We start from the raw sequence: 21,214 nt of genomic DNA on the forward strand, positions 1-21,214 counted from the left end.
TTGGTCGAGCAGAGTGCTCGGCCGGACAAGGTTTGGCCGGTACATGAAGAGCGATAAGCAAATCGAAGTGTTCGCGGGCGTCGCCAGTTGTCAGAGGCAAGCGCGATGGAACAAGTGGTTGTACTTGCCGATTGCCTTGGCGTTGTCTGTCGGCAGCCTTTTTTCTGGAAGCCTTGCCCTTATTGCCATCGCATTGCTCTACGCTTCGGACGTGGTCGAGTTGTTGATGAGTTCAGCGGCGACTAGGCTGACACGACGTCAGAAAGAGGACCGCGTTGTTCTAGGATATGGGCGATTGGAAATTGCGACAGAGTTGGCGAATTGTGTTGCTGTGGTACTGCTATCCGCTTCGGTCATTTACCACGGCGTTATGCGCCTAAATTCCCCTCATCTGGCGCAAGGCTGGATCATAGTGGTGCTCGTCTCTGTCTTGATAGGGATTGAGTTACTGGTGTTCTCGAAACCGGCACCAACATCGTGGCGCCGACGTAAAATCGGCACGTCACCGCCGCTATGGTCAGACCGTTTAGCGTTCTTGCTACCAGTTCTCGCTGGCGGCGTAGCTATTTTGTTGCTTGGTTCCGGGCGAACTGACACGATTATTGCAGTTTTATTGTCCGGCGCGCTTCTTTGGTTCGCCCTCCGCGGTATTGGGGAGGCGCTTAGATCGTCGCTGCTTGGAGCGCCATCAAACCTGGATGCGGCAGATGTTGTGCAACAAATAATTTCCGTAGAAGGGGTGCAAGATATTCATCATCTACACTTCTGGCGGCTCCCGGAACAGAGACTGGCCATCGACGCTCATGTCGTTGTCACAGTACCGAATTGGCCTAAAGCCGAAGCCATCAGGGATCACATCGAAGCAATTCTAATCCATAAGTTCGGAGTAGAACACAGCACCCTCGAGATGGAAACGCCGGACAGGGAGCTGGATTCTTGCCATGTTTACGGCACTTGAGCTTGTTGACATTCATGCACGCCCGCAGCAGTTGGAAAGTCTTTCGCTCGCTGGCAATGGTTGATCCAAAATCAACTTTTAGATACTATTGTCTTAATCAATTAGTCCGAAAAAGGGGCCGCGAGCAGTAATGATTGACAGACTTCCGAGACGCTTCTTTCTCTTGGGTGGCGTGGCGGCCTTTCTCTCGGGATGCGCCAGCAAGTTTTGCACTTACAATGGGCCAGAGGTGACGCGCGTGCGCCTCTACAAGTCGCAAAGACTGCTGGTGCTTGATGGCACGGAGGGCGTTTTGCGCACCTATCCGGTTGGCTTGGGGTTCGCGCCGGAAGGACACAAGCAATTCGAGGGCGATGGACGCACGCCTGAAGGTGCGTACACCATCGACCGCCGCAATCCGGACAGCCTGTTTCATCTGTCTGTCGGAATTTCCTATCCGAACGAGGAGGACATCGCCTTTGCTGAAGCGCAGGGCAAATCTCCTGGCGGTGATATCTTCATCCATGGCGGTCCCCGAAAGGGCATCGACCCGATGAACAAGCGGGACTGGACGGCTGGATGCATCTCGGTCACCGATCGGCAGGTCGAAGATGTCTATGCAATGGTGCGCGATGGGACACCTATCGAGATTTATGCCTAGCAGCTTCTGAGACTCACTGAAGCTCAACCGGATCAGGCAAATCGGCGGCGCAGCGCAACATTGATCCCTTCAATGGCGATCACCATGATGACCACTGCAATCGTCACGCTCGCCGCCTTATCGTATTGGAACGAGCGCACATAGGTCTGAATGTAGAACCCGATCCCGCCAGCCCCGACGATGCCAAGGATCAGCGACTCTCGCAGGTTCAACTCGAACCGAAAGATCGTGTCGCGGGCCACGACCGGGGCCATTTGCGGCCAGATCGCATAGCGCAAACGCAACAATGGCCCGGCTCCGGCACTCTCCAAAGCGGCAATCGGAGCACGGGACACGCCATCAATCGCTTCGGCGTAGAATTTGGCCAGCATGCCTGTCGCGTGGAACGCCACCGCGATGATGCCGGGCAAGGGCCCCAGCCCAACCGCGCCCACCATCAACATCGCCACCAGGATCAGCGGGATCGCGCGGATAAATGCCAGAACGGTGCGGACAGGTCGGTGCACCGCTGCGGACACCATCGTCTCCGAGGCGAGAATGCCAAGCGGAACGGAAAAGAACACGGCACCGAGAGTGCCGAGGATCGCGATCCGCAGCGTCTCGGCGCTCCCCTTCCAGATCTCGTCCATAATGGTCGGATCCGGCGGGAACATGCGTCCAAAGAAATCCGCAATGCGAGGGCCTGCAGACAGTAGTCGGGACAGTTCGACATCGGTGGTGATCAGCGACCACAGCAACACTCCGGCAACGAACAGCCCAGCCCAGAACCCGCCCAGATCGCGCGACCGCATCAGCTTACGACCTTGAGCCGTGCGCCGGATGCCGGGTCTGTATCATCATAGAGCGCCGCCGTCGCGTCATCCGTCAAATCGCGCGTCGCGACATCAAAGACGATCCGACCGTTGCGCATTCCGATGATACGGTCGGCAAAACGCCGTGCCAGTTCCGGTTGATGCGACGAGAACACAGTCGTCGCCCCGCGTGCCTGGGCGGCGCTGGTGAGAAGCGTCAGGATGTCCGCTGCTCTGGACGGATCAAGGTTGCTGACCGGCTCGTCCGCGAAGATCAGCTTAGGCTCTTGTGCGAGACAACGGGCAATTGCCACCCGCTGCCGCTGGCCGCCGCTGAGCGAGTCCACGCGCCGGTCTGCGAGGTCCGCGATGCCGCAGTCGGAGAGTGTCGATCGGGCTATGTCCATGTCAGACTTCGACACATTGCCGAGCAGTGCGCGCCAACCGGGCATCCGGCCCAGCCTACCGTTCAACACGTTGCGCATCACTGTCGATCGTTCGACAAGCGCAAACTCCTGAAAGATGAACCCGGTATCAGCGCGCTTTGCCAAGGGCAGGGCGCGGGTGGGTTCGAATGGCGTGCCAAGGACTGAGACCCGCCCCTGCCAATCGCGCAGCCGTCCGTCCAGCAACGTCAAAAGTGTGGTCTTTCCGGCTCCGGAAGGACCAAGAAGGGCAACGCACTCTCCGGCCGCAATGTTCAGGGATACCTGATCGATGGCGCGCTGCTCAGCACTGTGATGGCCAAAGCTCAGATCGTCGATGTGAATGGCGTTTTGCATCATAGCAATCCGAAGCGCTGCGCCATGGTCCGCACACCGTCGAACACCGAAGGGTCGGCTTCGACATAGCCATCCGGGCCGTAGAGATAGCGGAGTTTGTCACGGTGCTCGGGCGTATTGAGCTTCATCATGGCAGCAATGAAGTTCTCGCGAAGCTCGGCGTCCAGTTCGGGACGTGCGATGACGACGTGGCTTGGAATGGCATCGCTTTCCGCGATCCACGTAACCTGCGATTGCTGCTCGGGGGTGAGAAGAAGGTCGGCGTATTGGCTTGCCCCAGCGGCATCAACCAGGCCTTCCGCCATCGCCTGCATCGCCTGTTGGTAGCCACCGGCAAAGAAAATGCGGCCAAAGAAATCCTCTGCCGCATCCGGGCTGGATACCAGGCCTGCGCGCTCGAACTCGGCCAAGGGGTACATGTATCCCGATTCCGAAATCGGGTCGGCAAAGGCGATGTCGCGACCTTCCAGATCGGCCAGCGTCTTGAAGCCGCTGTCACGGCGCACAAAGACGCGGCCCGTATAACTGGGCGCATCGCGGTAGACCTCTGACAAGAGCGGCACTGCACCGATTTCTCTTTCAGCCAGAACGAAGGGCAGGGCACCCATGAACGAGATATCGGCATCGCCATTGCGCAACGCCTCGACGGCCGCCGCATGGTCAATGGTCACGAACCCCTCGACCGGCATTCCGATTTCAGACGACAGCCAGGCGGTGATCGCCTCGATATCGCCCAGAAGCTTGTCGGGGTTCTCCTGCGGTATAAAGGCCAGGCGCAACGGGCCAGACTGCGCCAGAGCAGGCATCGGCTGCGAGACAAGACCGGCCGCTGCGAGAATAAGAAGGTGACGGCGGTTCAAGCGAGGCATCATCAAAACGCCTTTCCTTCAATGGCGGCGGCATCCGACTTGAACAGACTCCAACTCGCTTCCGCGGCCGCCCAGTCCTCTGCCCGAACGGCTGCGCCGACCTCTGCCAAGCGCTCGGCCAGTGCGTAGACCTCGGGCCGCAACGAAAGATTGGCCATCGTGCCTGTATCGGCCGCAAGATCGGCCGCAACCGTGTCGGTCAGGACCAGGATGTGCTGCGCATCGCGTTTCGGTAGAAGCGTGCCGAGCGTCGAGGCAAAAGTGGTGAGCTCCGCGAAGGCCAGACGGAAAGGCGTATTTGCGGCATTGAAAGCCTCGTATGGCTCATCAGCTGCGCCGACCGTGTCCAGATAGGCGGTCAGGTCCGACCGCTCGGCACCGGTCAGGCCAAGGTTCTTTGTCTCGTCGAACCAATCCACAACGCTTGCCAGCGTCGGCAGGGAGCCGTCGTGGAAATACGGCGCTGTGTAGAGCGTACCGAGCAAGGTGGGCGTGTCGAGGGCGCCCGCATGTGACCCTTCGTAAGCCACCGCCACCGACCCGATGTCATGGGATTTGCGATCAAGAAAGTTGCCGGACGGCGTATGGCAGCTGGCACAGGATTGGTTGCCCATCCCTGCAAAGGGGCGGTTGAATACCTCTTCGCCACGCCGCGCAGCATCCGGCGCGGCCTCCGTCAATTGGCCGTCGCCGGTGACCAGGGAATTGGGCAGGAAATCGAACTCGGTCATGTAGGCCACCAGTGCGTCCAGCATGAAGGGTGTAGGTTCTTCGCCCGCGAATTCGTTGACGATCACATTGCGGGAGAAATCCCGAAGCGACGCGAAACGTCCGTCTCGCCCGTAAGGTCCGGTAAACCGCAGCCCGCGCAGGCTTGGGATATCGATCGGGTCGTCGCGGCGATCGTTGAACATCGGGTTGAAGAAAGCGCCATCAACGTCGACCGCGCCGGGCTGGTGACTGGCGCCGGGAATGAAAAACCGCTGATTGATGTCCGAGCGATTGTGGCAGGTCGAACAGGCAATACCCAGATCGCGGGCCGGGCCGCCGAAGATCTCGGCACTGTCGAACAACATGTCGCCGTAGGCGATGAGCGGAAGGTCCGTTTCGTCGATCCCTTGTTCTTCGAAATTGAGCACGAGAAGTGGCAGGGGGTCCTGATCGAAGATGTCTGAGCCGGGGGGCAGAGCGGCGGGCAATTCAACCGGCTGTCCGGTTCGGGCAATCGCCTCGGGCACGGCAGTCAGCGTCTGGCGCGGGGCAGGATCCGCGACGAGGTAATTTTCGGCCAGATAGGCTGAAATTTCCGCGCGTGCAGCAGTCATTTCCTCAACGTCCCTATCCATGGTTCCGGCGCCGAGCACGCCTGCTGAGCCTGTGGCATTGTTGAGTTCCAACCACGCCCGACCCAGTGTCCGGGCCGCACTAGGGTCCGCGGCTTTGATATGATCGGCAAACGCGCGGTAAAGCTCCTTGGCAGTAGCCACTGCCTGTTGCGATACCGCCGGGTTGTCGGCAGCAATGGCTGCATCCAGCTCTTCTTCGATTCTCAGCGCGATAAGGCGGGTGGCTGCCACATGAACGGCATGCCGATCCTGCCTGCCAATCGCGTCGGACAGATCACCGACATCAATGGCGCTTTCTCGGTCCAGCCAGTCAAGGGCTCCGAGACGATACTCCGATCCGCGATAGGGCTCGGTCCAGGCTTGTTCCACTTTGTCCCACGGGACCGGCGCGAGATTGCCCAGAAACAGCGTCAACCGATAGGCTGCCGCTTCGGGCAGCCAAGGGGCTTCCTTGGCGGGTGTAGCCGAAGAGGGACCAGCCAACACCGAAGCGGTGACAATCGCGTAGAGGATCACGCGCAGGACGTGATGGATCACAGGCGGCTCCATTCAAAAAGTTAGACGCGTCTAACTTATCTACCCAAAGCCAACTTGTTGTCAATCCATCAACCATCGGGCAAAGTCGTCATATGTCGCCCGGCGCATCACAGACGCGTGAAGATTTTACGCCTGATTCCCGCGATCCCGAAGCCCAGGCCGACGGGTTCGCCAACGTGCGCAATGCCCATGAAAGCGAGATGGCGGAAGACTATGTGGAACTGATCGCGGAATTGATCGAAGCCCATGGAGAGGCGCGACCGGTCGACATCGCGGAACGGCTGGGGGTCAAAGCCCCGACGGTAACCAAGAATATCTCGCGCTTGAAAGTGGCGGGGTTGGTGCATCGAGAAAAGTATCGCTCGATATTCCTGACCGACAGAGGCCAAGCCCTCGCTGAGGCCTGCCGAAGGCGCCACAGGATCGTGGTCGCGTTTCTGCAAAGCCTCGGAATTGACGAAGTAACGGCCGAGCGTGATGCCGAAGGAATCGAACACCATGTCAGCGACGAAACGCTCGCCGCATTCGAGAAACATATTAATGGGTCGGGTTGATCGCCATTGCGATGAGGTAGGCTTGGCAGGATCTGCCCGTCAGTCGCCAGGATAGCTGGAGAAAACTTCCGTCGATCCATCGTTGTTGATGAGAAACACGTCATAGGCCTCACGCCAGCGGCTCTGGTCCATTCCGGGTGAGCCGAGTGGCATGTCTGGTACGGCAAGGCCTACAGCGTCCGGTCTTTCGCTGAGTAGTCTCCGAATATCTTCCGCTGGCACATGACCTTCAATCACGTAGCCCTCGACCAGGCCCGTGTGACAGGACACCATGCGTTGCGGGACACCGTTGTCGAGCTTGAAGCGGACGAGCAGCCCAGCAAACATGTCCTCGCCCTTGGGTACGAAGCCGTTCTCCTCGAGGTGTTCCATCCATGCAAGGCAGCACCCGCAGCCATTTGTCTTTTTGACGTCGATCGGTGTGGCTTCCGCGACCGCCTGAGCGGCGAGGCTGAGCGAAAGCATAGTTGCAAGCGTGAACAGCTTCATGACGTTTGTTCTCCGGTTGTTGCAAGAACGCGGCGGATCTTTGGCACCGCGAATTCTCGCGGTTCATGGTAGTCGATGGTACCGGCAAACTGTCCCTCAGCATCGAACAGAAAAACGCTCGCTGTGTGGTCCATCGTGTAGTCGCCACCTTCAACGGCGACTTTCTCATAGCTTGCGCGGAAGCCTGCTGCGGCGCGTGCCGTTTCATCCAGCGTTCCGGTCCACCCCTGGATCGCTGGGTGAAAATAGCTGACATACTCTGCCATGCCGTCCACGGTGTCGCGCTCCGGATCGACCGTGATGAACACGACATTCATCTCCGCGACGTCGTCTCCAAGGTCGTCGAGCCAACCAGAGATATCCGACAATGTGGTGGGGCACACATCGGGGCAGTATGTGAAGCCAAAAAACACCATGGATGGATTGCCCAGAAGCGACGCGGGTCCGACAGTTGCACCGCCTTGATCGGTCATCTGGAATTCCATCTGGGTGAGCGGCAAGGGTCGCTGAGCTACAGGTTCAGGCGCGCCGGGACCGTCCACGCGCCACCAGCCGATGAACAGCGTGAGTGCAGCCACTCCGGCAATTGCGGCACCATAAGTAAGGAGAGTTCTTCGGCTCATCAGCGCTCCGGCCCACGCGCCGCAATACCAAGAATAGGAACATCAACGGTCAGCGTCCCGCCATCGGCAAAGTTCAATGTCAGCGGAAAGGTCTCGCCTTCCACCATCTTGATTTGCAACCGCATCAGCATGGCATGCATGCCACCTGGTTCCAGCGCAACGCTTTCGCCCGCTGGGATGGTGATTTCACCGACTGGGCCCATGGAACTCACACCATTTGCGTCGGTCGTCGTCTCATGGATGTCCGGCATCATAGCGAGCGGCGTTTCCAGCCCCACCAATGTTACCGGATCGGGGCCTGTATTGCGCACAGTCATGTAGGCCGCGCCCGGACGGTTGGTGCCGATAGAGGCGCGGGCCCATGCGTCTTCAACGACAATATCCTCAGAGCCAGCAGAAGAGGTGGTCGGTAATCCGACAAACACACTGAATGCAAGTGCGATGGCTGCAACGGTTGATTTCACAGGTTTGCTCCTAAAATCAGTCTTCTGATCACGACCCGGCCGCCGCGACTTCCGCTGCAACAAGGGCGCGCAGCTCGTCAGCGCCAAAAGGATCGAGGGGTTTGCCGTTTACGAAGAAGGTGGGGGTACCACGCACGCCGACAGCGTCGACATCTGCGCGATCTTGATTGAGAACGCCAACCGTCTGTGGTGCCATCATTTGGGCTTTCGCGGCTTCCGCGTCCAGGCCAGCCTGCTGCGCAATCCCAAGGATCAAGCCAGGGGCGGGCGCACCATGGGACGCCCAACGCGGCTGATACTCGAGGAGCGCTTCGAGGACCGGCTCGAAAACACCTTGCATACGTGCCGCCTCGAGGACACGTATGGCCTGCTCTGAGCCTTCCCCGTGGAAGGGCGTATATCTCAGCACAACACGCACTGCGCCGTCATGTTCCGCCAGTATGTCTTTCACAATCGGATGAAAGGCGCGGCACGCTTCGCAAGCCGGATCAAAGAACTCGACGATGGTGACCGGAGCGTCTTCCGGACCGAGGATCGGAGAGTAGGACCGGATCAGTGCCTCTGCAATTTCGGGTTGGACAGGTTCGACCTGAGCAACCGGCGCAGGGCGGGTTTGGTACCAAACGGCGGCGGCAAAGATCGCAAGGCCAACGATTAGGACCGATAGAACGATAGATTTGTTTTTCATGTGCGCTGCTCCTTCAGGGAGAAAATGGACAGGATCGCGATCAACCCAAAGGCGATAAACGACAAAAGCGGGATTGGGACGCCGAGGAAGACCTGATTGTCATCGGTGCAGGACGGGCCGGTCGCAGTGCAGGGTTGGATACGCTCCGGGAGGAGCCCGGTATAAAGGCCCAGATGCCAGAGTGCGATGGCGGCCCCACCAATGGCGAGCGCAACACCGTAGCGACCGACCCGATGATCCTCCCACCAGAGACCAAGGGCCAGAATGACGGCCAGAGGGAACATGAAGGCGCGTTGAAACCAGCACAGATTGCACGGAGCCTGCCCCAGAACCTCACCGATATAGAGCACGGCCAAGGAACTCCCCAAAGCGACGATCCACGCGGCGGTCAAAGCCGCCTCTTTTGACATCACCCGGCTCATAGCGACATCCGCGCCTTCAGATCGGCAACGATCTCCTCTGCCGGCGTGCCGTATGTCCAGGCCCCGACATATCCGCCTTGCGGGTCAAAGAGAAAGAGCTGGGAGGAATGCCCCATCGTATAGCCGTCAGGGGAGGCGGCTTCCTCGATCTTCTCAAAGTAAACGCGGAAACTCTCAGACGTGCGTTTGATCTGATCGGGTGTACCGGTCAGCCCAATTATGTTTGCCTCAAACGCCGGGACAAATTCCGCTAGTTGCTCAGGCGTGTCACGTTCCGGATCTATCGAAATGAAGAGCGGCTGGACTTGGGTCGCATCTGAACCGAGTGCATCCATTACGGCGGCAACTTCGGCTAGGGTCGTTGGGCACACATCGGGGCAATTCGCAAATCCGAAGAAAACGAGCATCCAGCGCCCTGCGAAATCTTCGTCCGTCTGCACCATGCCCTGGTGATCAGTCAGTTCGAAATCTGCCCGGAACGCAGGCTCACCCGTTCGCTGTTCGCCTTTGGTAGAAACTTGTAGCCAGACGAACCCCACGATCGCGATCGCGACGAGGCCCCAAAGAACTTTCTGAAATACTGATAATCTCATTGGTAGAATTGCGCCTGACTCCGCCCATTTTTTGAGCCTTGTAAATGTTCTAGTAGCTAGAGGTTCAAGCTGTTTCTTTACACAGAGGCGGTGTGTCACGGACCCGTGATTACAAGACTGGCTTGCGCATACCAATAGCTATAGCTATAGCTATAGCTACCAAAACTATAGATATGGAGGTTGCATGCTGACAATCGGAAACCTGGGAAAGAAGACCGGAACGAAGGTTCAGACCATCCGGTACTATGAACAAATCGGGTTGATGCCTGAGCCCGGTCGGACAGAGGGGGGACAGAGGCGCTACGGCGATGCTGATGTCGACCGCCTGTCCTTTATCCGGCATGCGCGACAGTTAGGGTTTCCCCTCGAAGCGATCCGCGAACTTCTCGATCTCAGCGACAATCCGGATCGCTCATGCCATGAGGCCGATTCCATCGCGCGCCGGCAACTTAAGCAGGTCGAGTTGCGGATGGACCGCTTGAAGGCGCTGCGCACCGAGCTGAAGCGCATGATCCACGAATGCAGCGGGGGCAATACGGCCGATTGTAAGGTTCTCGAGGTTTTGCGCGATCACTCGGAGTGTCTGACTGATCACGATGAGATTGGCGCCTAAACTCTGCAACGCTGTGCATTCGCTCTTTGCCCGCAGTTGCTCTGTCTCAATGACGTAGATCAGTTTCGGTGTCAGTTTTGTCGAGAGGAATTACCAACCATAGGAGCGGCCCGCCATGAAGCAGAGAACATTTCTTAGTCTCGCCGTAGTCGCGGCAATTGGTGTTGGGTCAATTGGCGCATTGGCCCAACAGAATAATGGCGGCTGGTGGGGGCACGGTCGGATGAGTTCCGGCCAAATGGGGTCTGATCACATGCAAGGTTGGGGTTGGGGCAACATGGGGCCCGGACAACAAATGCGCATGCAGCGGCATTGGACGTACATGAACGAAGGGGTTCCCACAGCCTATCGCGGTGCCCGCAGTACGGTGCGGGGCACGGCACAGATCATCGCGGACGGTAAGGCGCTCTATTCGAATTCCTGTGCAAGTTGCCATGGCGCAAAAGGCCTCGGAGATGGTGAGGCCGGACGCTCTTTGGTTCCGTCCCCGGCTCTTTTGCAAAGCTTCGTGCAAATGCCTATGGCGGGAGACGAGTACCTTCTCTGGGCGATCTTCGAAGGCGGTGAGCGTTTTGGAACTGATATGCCAGCTTTTGAAGAAGTATTAAGCGAAGACGACGTCTGGAAAATTATTGCATACATGCGCGCGGGTTTTCCGTAAGGCACTGCCTGACATTGACGCTGGATTAGCTAGCAAATTTGGTACTTGAAGCTACAGTAACTATAGCAATTACAACTCTCCTAAATCGAATCAAGGAGAGTGCCGATGACAATCGCTGAACCGTTACTTGCACCAACCCCAATCCTGAACTTCGACCATCCGTCGATTGCACGATTGGTCAAGGCTAGAGCTTGGAACACCCTGTCTACACATGATCGGATCGGGCCTGTCTACGATTTCGTGCGCAATGAAATTGCCTTTGGGTACAACCGCTCAGACGACATCTCTGCCACCGATGTGCTCGCTGACGGTTTTGGTCAATGCAACACCAAGGGCACGCTTCTCATGGCGTTGTTGCGCGCGGTCGGCGTACGCTGCCGTCTTCACGGCTTCACTATTCACAAGGCGCTGCAACGCGGTGTCGTTCCGGAACTGGTCTATCCCCTCGCACCGGAAAAGATTATTCATTCCTGGGTCGAGGTGGAGACCGAGACAGGTTGGGTCAACCTCGAGGGGTTTATTCTCGACGCTGCGTTCCTGTCATCTATCCAATCCACATTTTCCGGGACCCCCAGCCTTTGCGGATACGGGGCAGGGACTGATTCCCTGCAGGCCCCGCCAGTGGAGTGGACCGGCGGCGACACCTATATCCAGGAAACAGGCATCGTTCAGGACTTTGGTACCTTTAACGCGCCCGACGATTTTTACGTCAACCATCGGCAGTCGTTTAGTTTGGTAAAGGACTTGCTGTATCGTCATATCATCCGCCATTGGATGAATGCCCGCGTGCGCCGTATTCGGTCCGGTAGCGTACCGCAAATTCCTGGCTTGGCGTTGCCCAACCATAAACACGAAGAATCCCGTCATGCCTCATGATCACGGCCACGCGCATATCGATCCCGCTTCGGGGGACCGCCGTGTCTCCATCGCGATCTGGGCCAACGCGCTATTAACCGTTGCGCAGATCATCGGCGGGATCTTGTCCGGCAGCCTCGCTCTCATTGCGGATGCGCTGCACAATTTCTCGGACATGGCATCCTTGGTGATCGCCTTTGCTGCGCGAAAGATCGCCAGACGCCCCGCCGACGAACGCATGACCTTCGGCTATGGCCGGATCGAAGTCGTCGCTGCATTGATCAACTACACCACCCTCATCCTCGTCGGCGTCTATCTGATCTACGAAGGCGGGATGCGGCTCATCGAACCGACCGAGGTGGCCGGTTGGACTGTGGTGATCTTGGGCTCAGTGGCGCTGATCGTCGACACATTGACCGCCGTGCTAACCTACTCGATGCAAAAAAGCAGCGTGAACATCCGCGCTCTCTTCCTGCACAACCTGTCGGACGCATTGGCCTCTGTTGCTGTGATTATCGGCGGCTCCCTCATCCTGCTCTATGACATGTGGTGGGTCGATCCTGCGATCACGATCGGTATCGCGCTTTACATCCTCTATCTCGCTCTGACTGAAATCGGCCGCCCGATCCGCATCCTGATGCTCGGTAGCCCGCCCGACGTCGACAATGACGCGGTTGTCGCTGCAATCAGGGACGTCGACGGAGTCCATGACGTTCACCACGTTCATCTTTGGCAGATGCAGGAGAATGAAGCGGCGCTGGATTGCCATGTCGTGACCGCTGATGGCGCATCCGGTGAAGGGATCAAAGCTGCCGTAAAGGCGCGCCTAGCCGAGGAGTTCGGCATCCGGCATTCCACGCTTGAATTGGAAGATCTTAAGAATGCGCACAATGGCGCGCGACTCTATGGGCATGAAGAGGCCGGACCATGATGGAATCGACGCTTCTCTTTCTCGGTCTGGGGCTTGCAGCAGCGACACTGGCTTCGATCCTTTGGTCAATCGCCGTTCCAGAGCGTCGCATCTGGCCACCTAAGCGCTACACTGCTTTCACACCCGTTCTGGTCTGGGTGCCGACCTTCTCCTTATTCGGCATCCTCATTTTGCTTGGCGTCTTGGGGGTGGGGCGATCTGGCAGTTCCAGGATGGCTGCGTTTCGGGATTGGGATACCCCTCATCGTGATAGGCAATATTGTCGTCTGGTCCGAAGTTGCCCATTTCGGGGTGCCGCAAACCGGCGGCGCGAAAGGCACGCTGAGGACCGCTGGCATGTATCGCTACTCACGCAACCCTCAATACGTGGCCGATATTGCCATTGTCGGTGGTTGGATGATCCTTACATCTTCACCTTCGGTGCTCATTGTAGGACTAGCAGCAATCCTTGTTTTGATAGCCGCACCCTTCGCAGAGGAGCCGTGGCTGAAGAAACAGTACGGTTCTGAGTTTGAGGACTATGCGGCTAGGGTGAGGAGATTTCTTTGACTCAATATCTAATCGTGCTGAAGCCAACGTTCACAACGGTGCAGCAATGCCAATGATAGGATAGCGGCTTATTATTTAACATAATAAACCTTATGCGACTAATATACTTAGCGTTGCGTTAGTATATTATTGTATGTATGCTGGGAGTCCCCTGCCAAGGAACCCTAGCATGAGTGTCTTACTTAGAATTCGACTTATACCCTTGGTCTTTGCCCTTGCATTGACGGGCATTTCGCTGCCCTCTAGCTCAAGGGCTCAAACGTATCCCATCGATTGCGCGATTCTGCTGTGCCTGTCTGGCGGTTGGCCAGCTTCCGTTCCATGTACGCGTGCGCGCGCCGAATTCATCCGGCGGATCACACCCTGGCCCGTGGAACCGCCGCTGCAGATTTGGCGCTGTCCCATGGGCGCGTCCTACGAGATCGAACGTCAGCCGAACGAAACAGACCAAATCTACCACGCCTTGTTCCGAACAGAAGATATTCGCCCACACCAGTCATTCCCCACGACCCATCATGCACCTGAAGCAATGACAGAAACGGCCGTTTTGAGCATTGGTGAAACCTCAAACGAGCTCGTCCCCGTGGATCTTGCCCTGCGCCGCGTCCAGGATCGTGCAGATATCGACATCAGCGGACCGGAGTTCAATTTCGTGCGGTCCATCCGCGTCTTTGATGTTCGTTATGCACGGCAGCACGAATCCGGGCGAGATGGCGACTGCAACCGCAGTGCGGTGGTCGTCCTTGGCACCTACGGGACCCAAGGTGACTTCTCCTGGCAGAGATCTTCCACCGCCGCCCTCCCCTCGGCCCATGTGGGGCTTGAACGCTGGGGAGATCATTGCCCAAGCATCTATCATCGGTCGGTATTCGTGGATTGGCGAGACTTTGAGGGTAACTATGGGTTTGAGCAGGTGAACTACTAGTTCAGCGCGGAGTAATCTACTGCCCTTATGACGCCGGAGCGACGCGCAGGTCGTAAGAACCCCAATTGGCTCGATAAGTCAGAACCGTCGCGCGAGACAGAAAGAAAAAACCGGATCCGCCTCTGAGTGAACTGCTGGTTCGCCGTCAATCGGCGCATAGCCCCCCGCGCCCCTGTCCATCCGAGACGGTCGCGCAATTCAGGCCTAAGGCGACAGACGTTGAGGCTAAACAAAAGATTCTACGACACAATCCCGATTTTTCAGAATTGCTTCAATGTCTTCAATCCCGCCCCGGTATCGGTCATGTCACAGGAAGAGCCATCCGGGCCTATTTGGCGATCAGATCGCGGCTACAGCTGCGGCCAACAAGTTGCGGACCCGTCCGGCGACGGCCTTCAGTTCGCTATTGTCGATCGCCGTCATCGAGGCGACGGGGTCAATGGCCGAGACCTCCACCCCGTCGTCGGTTTCGCGCAGAATGACGTTGCATGGCAGCATTGCGCCCACCCGCGGCTCGATGCCGATTGCCTGATGCGCCATCTTCGGATTACAGGCACCGAGGATGTGGTAGCCAGACATGTCTACATCCAACTTCTTCTTCGTGGTCGCCTTGACGTCGAGCTCGGTCAGAACACCGAAACCGGCATCGGCCAGCGCCTTGCGGGTGCGTTCGTCAATTTCGGCCATGCTGGCGGCGGGAAAGCTGCGATTTATGGTATAGTTCATGATTTGCCCTCCAGGTCATTTGCGCAGGTATTTGATCAAGCCGGCGATCGCCAACCCAGTCAAAACCAGTATCAGGATCATCCAGAGCCAGCCGAATCCCATGCCAAAGCCTATTCCAAATCCGTTCATCATCGTCGCATCTCCTTATGGTGTCCCGGACAGAGCCCTTGCGGACCCGGCCCGGGAATTGACATCGTCAGTTGTTGTCCGTCATGTCGTTGTCGTCGCCATCCATCATCGGCATGCGCTGTTGGCTGCCGGCTTCGCGGCGATCCATCATGCGCTGCATCCGATCGGCGGGTGCGGCGATCTCCTCGGCGGTGACTTGCCCGTCGCCGTCAGCGTCGAGCGCCTGAAAGCGGTCGACTGTCATTTCGCGGATATGCGCCGCGTGCAGGGTCTCGAATTCGTCGAGCGAGAGCGTGCCGTTGCCATCGGCATCATAGGTCTTCAGCGCGTCAACCATTCCGGTGCGAAGTTCTTCGGGCGTCACCGTGCCGTCCTTGTTGGCGTCAAAGATGGTCTGCAGGTGATCCCCTCCCCCCATCATCGGTCCGGCAATACCCATCATGCCGGATCCCATTATGCCAGCCTGGCCGCGGGGCATCATCTGCATCATGCTCATCATCTGACCCATGTCACCGCCCATCATTGAGCCGGGATGCATTTGCCCCATGCTGCCGGCCCGGTCGCCTTGGCGACCTTCACGATTGCCATGATTGCCATGATTGCCATGATTGCCATCGGCCAGAACCGGGATTGCGCTGCCGATCACGGCGACGGCTGCGGTTGCGAGTACAAGACGTTTCATTGTTTGATCCTCCAAGGAATTCATTTCGATGATCAGGATTTGGGAGCCACCTGTCGCAGAAGTTTGTCAGCCGGGCATGAAAAGTGTCGCAAACTGTGTCAGACCGGGTAATTGCCGGAGTTTCCGAAGTTTTTTGGGGCATTCCGACTTAGATATCAGCTAGAAATGAAGTTAGGAGAGCCCCGGACGGATTATGGCAGAGAGCCCGCACATCCTCGTCGTCGACGATCACCGCGACATCCGTGACGCGCTTGCCCGATATCTCGAAAAGAACGGGATGCGGGCGACGGTGGCTGCGGACGCGCAAGCGATGGATGCAGCCATGAAGGTCGGGCGGTTTGATCTGATCGTGCTGGACGTGATGATGCCGGGCGAGGACGGATTGTCAGTCTGTCGCAGGCTCCGGGCCGAAGGCGATGTCCCGATCCTGATGCTAACCGCTCTGGGAGAAGAAACCGACCGCATCGTCGGGCTGGAAATGGGCGCCGACGACTATCTGGCCAAGCCGTTCAGCCCTCGCGAGCTTTTGGCACGGGTAAAAGCGATCCTGCGCCGCAGCCACGCTGCTGTGAAAGAGGGCGGTGCGCTGGCTGGTCACAAGCTCGTATTCGACCGTTGGGTACTGGACACGGACCGGCGGGTTCTGATTGCCGACGACGGCGCGGAGGTCGCTCTGACAACGGCAGAATTCCGACTACTAACCGTGTTTCTGGAACGCCCGCGTCATGTTCTGAGCCGAGCGCAGCTCCTGGATCTGACCAGCGGACGACAGGCGCAGGTCTTTGATCGAGCCATCGACAACCAAATCAGCCGGTTGCGGCGCAAGATAGAGCGCGACCCTTCGCATCCTGAACTGATCGCCACAGTCTGGGGCGGTGGCTATTCGCTGTCGGCCGACGTGAGGGAAGCGTCATGATCCGGCAGTTCTGGCCCCAATCGGTCGGCGCGCAGCTGCTGGTCATGTTGCTGCTGGCGCTCGGCATCAGCCAAGGCCTTAGCCTCCTGGTCTTCAGCGACGAGCGTGACCGTGCGGTTCGGGCTGCTTTGGGATATGAAGCCGCCGGTCGGGCGGCGAACGTTGCGCAGTTGCTAGATCAAGCGCCGGAAGGGTTGCGCTCGCAGATCGTCCTAGCGGCGAATTCGCCCTTGGTCCGGTTCTGGATCGACGATAGTCCGGCCGTCGATCATGACAGTCACGATGCCCAGGGCATAGCAGATCGGTTGCGCCGCACCTTGGGCGATCCGCCCCGCGAAGTTCTGGTGGAAATCCACGACAGAACAGACGCGGTGCCGGGCGTCGAAGATGTTCCGAATTCGATGCGCCAGATGCATGCCGCGATGCTGGCCGAGCGGACCGGCCCGCTGGAATTGGCGATGTCTATCCAGCTTGCCTCGGGTGACTGGCTCAATGTCCGGTCGATGTTTCACCGTCCTGTTGCGCAATGGCTGGTTTCAGATATCGCGGCACTGGCCATCGCCGCCATTCTGGTCACGTTCGTCGCCGTGGTGACGGCCGTCCGCATCGTGCGCCCGATGCGGAAACTTGCCAATGCGTCCGATCGGGCCGGAAAGGGCGAGCAGCTGGCCGCCCTGCCGGAATCCGGTCCACAGGAACTCCGTGATACCGTGCGTGCTTTCAACCGGATGCAAGCTCGGATCAGGAGGTTCGTTTCCGGCAGAACGCGCATGCTGGCAGCCTTGGGGCATGACCTGCGCTCGCCTCTGACGGCGATGCGCCTGCGCCTTGAACTGATCGATGAGAGTGAGGATCGGGACCGCCTTGAGGCTTTGGTCGATGAAATGCAGACGATGGTCGAGGCGACGCTCGCATTTGCCCGGGGCGAGGCTGAAACCGAAGAGACGGTCGCTGTGGACCTGCGCGACCTTCTGCAAAAGCTTGTCGCAGAGACCAAAGGGGTACGAATTGACGGACTTGGCGAAGCAGCGGCGGTTGTCGCGCGCGTACGTCCTGTGGCCCTGAAACGCGCGTTGAGAAATCTCATCGACAACGCGGTCCGCTATGGCGAGAACGCGGAAGTCGGCCTTTTGCGTGACCGAGATGCCGCTATCATTTCCATCTCGGACAATGGCCCGGGCTTGCCCGAAGATCAGCTCGAAGCGGTATTCGAGCCATTCCGGAGGCTCGAGACATCTCGCAGCCGGGATACCGGCGGGACCGGGCTTGGCCTGGCCATTGCCCGTACGGTCATCCGCGCGCACGGAGGCGAGGTTACCCTGCAAAATCGGAAGGCCGGCGGCCTCAAGGCGACGGTGGAGCTACCGCTCTAGCGTTTTGGCGCAATGCGGTTGTAGTCGCCGAAGATACCACAAGACGACAAGGGGGATGATGACCCACTGAGCAAGCGGTGCCAGTCCGGTTCCCAGAACCGGCAGACGCAGCATGTCCGGACCGTAGGTCCAACGGCCCAGTACCTCTGTGTTGAGGTATTCAAGCGCGATGGTCGCGATGAGACCGACGGCAAGAAACACAACAACGCCGCGCCCAAGTGCGGATTTGTTCCACGCCGGTCCGGCCAGGGCGCGCGCGGCAAAAAAGGCGGCGATCATGATAAGAACATCGCCAAGCGTCGCCCACGCGCATTCCACAATACCGGCGAAATGGCTTGCGCCGTCGAGGCTGGAGAACAGAGGCGCTTGCAGTATCTCCCAAGTGAAATGCAAAATCCCCGACAGGACCACGAGATCGAGCACGATCCAGACCGCGGATGCATTGTCGTCCACCTTCATCACATTCCTCGTCGCCGGTCCGTCACCGGCGCTTGAGTGCGACACGGACCCTGCAGCCGTCAAGCGATAGCGCCTCAACCGATGCTGACTAGGGTATCGGATTTGAATTCGTAAGATGGCAAATCGAGATTGCGCGGTGCCGGTCCTTTGCGGATGCGCCCGGCTGTATCGTAGTGAGAGCCGTGACACGGGCAAAACCAGCCGCCCCAGTCTCCGAGCGGATCAGCACCGCGCTGTCCTAGCGGGATGCAGCCAAGATGTGTGCAGACCCCGATCACCACCAGCCATTCCGGCCTGACCGCACGATCGGCATCGTGGGCCTGATCCGGCAGCGTCGCCGTATCGTCGGCACGCGCCTTGGCAATCCGCTCTTCAGTCCGGTGATCGATGAAGACCGGTTTGCCGTTCCACTTGACCGTAATCCGCGTACCCGGCGCGACACCGTCCAAGTCTACCTCGACGACGGACAATGCTATCACGTCTGCACTTGGGTTCATGCTGTTAATCAACGGCCAGACGGCAGCGCCAGTTGCCACAGTCCCTGCGCTTGCAGTTGCGAAATAGATAAAATCACGACGTGATTTTGCGTCATGTGGATTTGCGATTTCCGACATTTGCAGTCCTCCGTCTCAGGGGCCACCGATAGCAGGTGGCCCATTGGTCAAGATGCGGTTAGCCGTGGTCGTCCTCCTCGCCCTCCTCGTGGTGATCATCTTCACCTTCATGGTGCATCATCTCCTCGATCTCATGCGGGATATCCGCCTTGGAGAAATTCCGTTGCTCCGCTGCGTCGTGCACGAAAGCGATGATGTCGGCCAGTTCCTGGCCGCTCAGGTCTATCTGACCGCCCAGTTCGTCTTCCTGCAACGCGACCATGGCCCCCGCGCCGCGCCACATCCTGGCCGCGAATTCGAAGGGATTCATGACCTCGTCCATGGTATCGGCGTCCAGCATCGGAGCGTCTTCGCCACCGACGCCGTTGACGGAATGGCAAACGACGCAGCCCTTCTCTGCGAAAAGCACCCGCCCACGTTCGGCGTCCATGTTCGGCATCAACAATCCCGGCGACATCATTTTGTCGTTCATTGCATGTGTACCGCCATCAGATGCATGGCTCTGAGTCGCGGCCATTGCTGCCGTTAATACGATTGCTTTCATCAGGTGTTTCATTGATCTACTCCTTTTGTTTCAGAAAGCGGCCCGAGTTGGCCGCCCGTAGATAAGCCAGCCGTAAAGCAAGCCGCCGAAAATCGCTGGGACAACGCCGGACGCCACGAACAAAAGGCTGTTCTCGGCTCCGCCGAAATATTCGAAGCGCGCGTCAACCCGGCTGCAGAGCCAGGCGCAATAGGCACCCACGAGCGCGACGGTCAACGCGGCGACCCAAAACGCCGTTGCAGTGCCGCGCCTCGGTTCCGCAACCATCAGAGTGAATGCACCCATGACGGCGCCCATCGCCAAGCCGCATGTGAGGGTCCAAACCGTTTTTCCAAGCCAGCTTCCCATTGGAAACAGCCACATGCCCCAGACTACGAGATAGATGATCTCGGCCGCGGTCGTCATCAGGATCGCCAAACCCAAAACATAAGCCACGCGACGGTTCACAGTCCGGTTGATCTTGCCCGGCGGTTCAATAGTCCTCGCCATATCCTCCTCCTTCAGCGGTTTTCACGCCTGCCAAATGGTTCACTTCATCATGATGTTGCTTCCTCTGGCCCAGACCATGTCGACCCGCCTGACCGCGCCAACACATATCGCAGACGCTATCGCCATGACTCAGCGTGTGCGGGCGTTCGTAATGCCCACGTTTCCCGTCGCCTGCGATCAGATCTGCCCCCGGCCAGTCATAGCGGCACCAGCTTTGCCTGAATGCTTCCAGATCATTTCTGTCATCGCGGTCGATCAGCTTCCGTATGAAGGTCTGGGGCGGGCAGTGCGTAAAATGGGTTGTAATACCGGCGTCATCGGATCGCGCGAGGACGGCGTAGCCAGGTGCGCCCGGGGCATGAAACGGGAACCACAACAACGCCCGAATCGTCCGTCGCAATCGAGTGGCCGGATCACGGCTCGATAGCCGGAACGGCAAGGAACTAAGCCGTAACATCCGCGAATAAACGATCCACCCGGCATCTGCGACGGCAGAGCGCGCATGGTCTGGCTGGAATCCGGCATCAAGCAGAACGCGGTGTGCCGCCGCCGTGAATACCGAAAGCTCGACCATCAGACGATTGCCGAAGCTCGGCAATTCGGCAAGCGATGCATGAATACGGAGCTGCTGTGCCATCGGCTCGATCGCATAAAAGAGCCGATCGATCTGGCCCGCCAAAAGGCGTTGCGGACCATTGGATCCTGCGATTTCGCGCGAGGAAAGCACTGCAAAGAATGCGGGGCGCAAGAAGACAAGGATGCAGGTCCGCACCAAACGCCATCTAATTCTTCTCTCTGGCCTGGTTGCCCGAAAGATCCGGATCAACCGCTGACTTGCCAGCACCGACAGCAGCAGCGCGGCAAGAACAATTACCAACAACGGGACCCAAATTGGTGCTTTCGCGACGACAACCAATACTGCGCCCAATCCCAATGCAGCCGCGACTGCGAGGAATATTGAATTTGCGCGTTCTGTTGGCATGTCTCCCTCT

General features: G+C 58.4%; 28 protein-coding genes. 11 read left to right on the plus strand and 17 right to left on the minus strand.

Translation table 11 applies throughout. From position 1 onward, the window contains the following. The first annotated feature begins 43 nt into the window (after positions 1-43). Positions 44-958, plus strand: a complete 915-nt coding sequence (locus PGB28_RS11965; RefSeq protein ID WP_072629712.1) for a cation diffusion facilitator family transporter — start codon at positions 44-46, stop codon at positions 956-958. Between the two features lie 130 nt (positions 959-1,088). Next, positions 1,089-1,598: a L,D-transpeptidase family protein gene (locus PGB28_RS11970; protein WP_271421742.1), complete on the plus strand. Its 510-nt coding sequence runs from the start codon at positions 1,089-1,091 to the stop codon at positions 1,596-1,598. Between the two features lie 32 nt (positions 1,599-1,630). Here PGB28_RS11970 and phnE read toward each other — a convergent pair whose 3' ends face one another. The 4 genes from phnE to PGB28_RS11990 are packed head-to-tail and all read right to left on the minus strand — an operon-like array spanning position 1,631 to position 5,923. Then, a complete protein-coding gene (gene phnE / locus PGB28_RS11975; RefSeq protein ID WP_271421743.1) occupies positions 1,631-2,389 on the minus strand; it encodes a phosphonate ABC transporter, permease protein PhnE in 759 nt (252 codons plus the stop codon). Further along, positions 2,389-3,171: a phosphonate ABC transporter ATP-binding protein gene (locus PGB28_RS11980; RefSeq protein ID WP_271421744.1), complete on the minus strand. Its 783-nt coding sequence runs from the start codon at positions 3,169-3,171 to the stop codon at positions 2,389-2,391. Before PGB28_RS11980 ends, phnE begins: the two co-directional genes overlap by 1 nt. Then, complete coding sequence (locus PGB28_RS11985) at positions 3,171-4,040, minus strand: phosphate/phosphite/phosphonate ABC transporter substrate-binding protein (RefSeq protein ID WP_271421745.1); 870 nt, start codon at positions 4,038-4,040, stop codon at positions 3,171-3,173. The genes PGB28_RS11980 and PGB28_RS11985 overlap by 1 nt, the downstream gene beginning before the upstream one ends. Before the next feature lie 2 nt (positions 4,041-4,042). Then, positions 4,043-5,923, minus strand: coding sequence for a cytochrome c peroxidase (locus PGB28_RS11990; RefSeq protein WP_271421746.1), 1,881 nt, complete (start codon positions 5,921-5,923; stop codon positions 4,043-4,045). A 92-nt stretch (positions 5,924-6,015) separates the two neighbouring features. Here PGB28_RS11990 and mntR point away from each other — a divergent pair, with 92 nt between their 5' ends. Continuing rightward, the gene (gene mntR, locus PGB28_RS11995; RefSeq protein ID WP_271421747.1) at positions 6,016-6,477 is read left to right on the plus strand and encodes a manganese-binding transcriptional regulator MntR; all 462 of its coding nucleotides are present in this window, start codon (positions 6,016-6,018) and stop codon (positions 6,475-6,477) included. A 39-nt stretch (positions 6,478-6,516) separates the two neighbouring features. On the opposite strand, the gene PGB28_RS12000 is transcribed toward mntR, so the two are convergent. Genes PGB28_RS12000 through PGB28_RS12025 form a run of 6 tightly spaced genes read right to left on the minus strand, consistent with a single transcriptional unit; the run spans position 6,517 to position 9,756 of the window. Then, the gene (locus tag PGB28_RS12000) at positions 6,517-6,966 is read right to left on the minus strand and encodes a DUF411 domain-containing protein (RefSeq protein ID WP_271421748.1); all 450 of its coding nucleotides are present in this window, start codon (positions 6,964-6,966) and stop codon (positions 6,517-6,519) included. Continuing rightward, positions 6,963-7,589 carry an SCO family protein gene (locus PGB28_RS12005; protein WP_271421749.1) on the minus strand — a complete coding sequence of 209 codons (627 nt, stop codon included), beginning with the start codon at positions 7,587-7,589 and terminating at the stop codon, positions 6,963-6,965. Before PGB28_RS12005 ends, PGB28_RS12000 begins: the two co-directional genes overlap by 4 nt. After that, on the minus strand, positions 7,589-8,032 hold the full coding sequence (locus PGB28_RS12010; RefSeq protein ID WP_271421802.1) for a copper chaperone PCu(A)C: 444 nt from the start codon (positions 8,030-8,032) through the stop codon (positions 7,589-7,591). Before PGB28_RS12010 ends, PGB28_RS12005 begins: the two co-directional genes overlap by 1 nt. A gap of 49 nt (positions 8,033-8,081) precedes the next feature. Next, positions 8,082-8,741 (minus strand): DsbA family protein, encoded by a 660-nt coding sequence (locus tag PGB28_RS12015; RefSeq protein WP_271421750.1) that lies wholly within the window; start codon positions 8,739-8,741, stop codon positions 8,082-8,084. After that, entirely contained in the window at positions 8,738-9,163 is a 426-nt protein-coding gene (locus PGB28_RS12020; protein WP_271421751.1) for a disulfide bond formation protein B, read from the minus strand. The genes PGB28_RS12015 and PGB28_RS12020 overlap by 4 nt, the downstream gene beginning before the upstream one ends. Then, positions 9,160-9,756 carry an SCO family protein gene (locus tag PGB28_RS12025; protein ID WP_271421752.1) on the minus strand — a complete coding sequence of 199 codons (597 nt, stop codon included), beginning with the start codon at positions 9,754-9,756 and terminating at the stop codon, positions 9,160-9,162. Before PGB28_RS12025 ends, PGB28_RS12020 begins: the two co-directional genes overlap by 4 nt. A gap of 184 nt (positions 9,757-9,940) precedes the next feature. Here PGB28_RS12025 and PGB28_RS12030 point away from each other — a divergent pair, with 184 nt between their 5' ends. The 6 genes from PGB28_RS12030 to PGB28_RS12055 all read left to right on the plus strand — a co-directional run bounded on the left by PGB28_RS12030 (position 9,941) and on the right by PGB28_RS12055 (position 14,290). Further along, on the plus strand, positions 9,941-10,369 hold the full coding sequence (locus PGB28_RS12030; RefSeq protein ID WP_271421753.1) for a MerR family transcriptional regulator: 429 nt from the start codon (positions 9,941-9,943) through the stop codon (positions 10,367-10,369). 115 nt (positions 10,370-10,484) lie between these two features. Then, a complete protein-coding gene (locus tag PGB28_RS12035) occupies positions 10,485-11,030 on the plus strand; it encodes a c-type cytochrome (protein WP_271421754.1) in 546 nt (181 codons plus the stop codon). A 105-nt stretch (positions 11,031-11,135) separates the two neighbouring features. Continuing rightward, positions 11,136-11,906: a transglutaminase-like domain-containing protein gene (locus PGB28_RS12040; RefSeq protein ID WP_271421755.1), complete on the plus strand. Its 771-nt coding sequence runs from the start codon at positions 11,136-11,138 to the stop codon at positions 11,904-11,906. After that, on the plus strand, positions 11,896-12,816 hold the full coding sequence (locus PGB28_RS12045; protein ID WP_271421756.1) for a cation diffusion facilitator family transporter: 921 nt from the start codon (positions 11,896-11,898) through the stop codon (positions 12,814-12,816). The genes PGB28_RS12040 and PGB28_RS12045 overlap by 11 nt, the downstream gene beginning before the upstream one ends. Before the next feature lie 174 nt (positions 12,817-12,990). After that, positions 12,991-13,365 carry a methyltransferase family protein gene (locus PGB28_RS12050; RefSeq protein WP_408636251.1) on the plus strand — a complete coding sequence of 125 codons (375 nt, stop codon included), beginning with the start codon at positions 12,991-12,993 and terminating at the stop codon, positions 13,363-13,365. Positions 13,366-13,534: 169 nt separating this feature from the next. Further along, complete coding sequence (locus PGB28_RS12055; RefSeq protein WP_271421758.1) at positions 13,535-14,290, plus strand: hypothetical protein; 756 nt, start codon at positions 13,535-13,537, stop codon at positions 14,288-14,290. A gap of 339 nt (positions 14,291-14,629) precedes the next feature. On the opposite strand, the gene PGB28_RS12060 is transcribed toward PGB28_RS12055, so the two are convergent. Together PGB28_RS12060 and PGB28_RS12065 are read right to left on the minus strand one after the other, a co-directional pair. Continuing rightward, positions 14,630-15,016 (minus strand): DUF302 domain-containing protein, encoded by a 387-nt coding sequence (locus tag PGB28_RS12060; RefSeq protein ID WP_271421759.1) that lies wholly within the window; start codon positions 15,014-15,016, stop codon positions 14,630-14,632. Positions 15,017-15,212: 196 nt separating this feature from the next. Beyond that, positions 15,213-15,827, minus strand: coding sequence for an EF-hand domain-containing protein (locus tag PGB28_RS12065; protein ID WP_271421760.1), 615 nt, complete (start codon positions 15,825-15,827; stop codon positions 15,213-15,215). Between the two features lie 193 nt (positions 15,828-16,020). Between PGB28_RS12065 and PGB28_RS12070 the strand changes: the two genes are divergently transcribed. Both PGB28_RS12070 and PGB28_RS12075 read left to right on the plus strand, forming a co-directional pair. Continuing rightward, entirely contained in the window at positions 16,021-16,743 is a 723-nt protein-coding gene (locus tag PGB28_RS12070) for a response regulator (RefSeq protein ID WP_271421761.1), read from the plus strand. After that, positions 16,740-18,116, plus strand: coding sequence for an ATP-binding protein (locus tag PGB28_RS12075; protein ID WP_271421762.1), 1,377 nt, complete (start codon positions 16,740-16,742; stop codon positions 18,114-18,116). The genes PGB28_RS12070 and PGB28_RS12075 overlap by 4 nt, the downstream gene beginning before the upstream one ends. Here PGB28_RS12075 and PGB28_RS12080 read toward each other — a convergent pair. From PGB28_RS12080 to PGB28_RS12100, 5 genes are all read right to left on the minus strand, one after another. Further along, a complete protein-coding gene (locus PGB28_RS12080) occupies positions 18,105-18,575 on the minus strand; it encodes a hypothetical protein (RefSeq protein WP_271421763.1) in 471 nt (156 codons plus the stop codon). The two genes, PGB28_RS12075 and PGB28_RS12080, sit on opposite strands and share 12 nt — an antisense overlap. Positions 18,576-18,649: 74 nt before the next feature. Further along, positions 18,650-19,189 (minus strand): ubiquinol-cytochrome c reductase iron-sulfur subunit, encoded by a 540-nt coding sequence (gene petA, locus PGB28_RS12085; RefSeq protein ID WP_271421764.1) that lies wholly within the window; start codon positions 19,187-19,189, stop codon positions 18,650-18,652. Between the two features lie 58 nt (positions 19,190-19,247). After that, the gene (locus PGB28_RS12090) at positions 19,248-19,745 is read right to left on the minus strand and encodes a c-type cytochrome (RefSeq protein WP_271421765.1); all 498 of its coding nucleotides are present in this window, start codon (positions 19,743-19,745) and stop codon (positions 19,248-19,250) included. 18 nt (positions 19,746-19,763) lie between these two features. Then, entirely contained in the window at positions 19,764-20,222 is a 459-nt protein-coding gene (locus tag PGB28_RS12095) for a hypothetical protein (RefSeq protein WP_271421766.1), read from the minus strand. Continuing rightward, the gene (locus PGB28_RS12100) at positions 20,206-21,204 is read right to left on the minus strand and encodes a hypothetical protein (RefSeq protein WP_271421767.1); all 999 of its coding nucleotides are present in this window, start codon (positions 21,202-21,204) and stop codon (positions 20,206-20,208) included. Before PGB28_RS12100 ends, PGB28_RS12095 begins: the two co-directional genes overlap by 17 nt. Between the last annotated feature and the right edge of the window lie 10 nt (positions 21,205-21,214).

This window comes from Primorskyibacter aestuariivivens, assembly GCF_028023675.1.
Taxonomy (GTDB): Bacteria; Pseudomonadota; Alphaproteobacteria; order Rhodobacterales; family Rhodobacteraceae; genus Marinovum; species Marinovum aestuariivivens.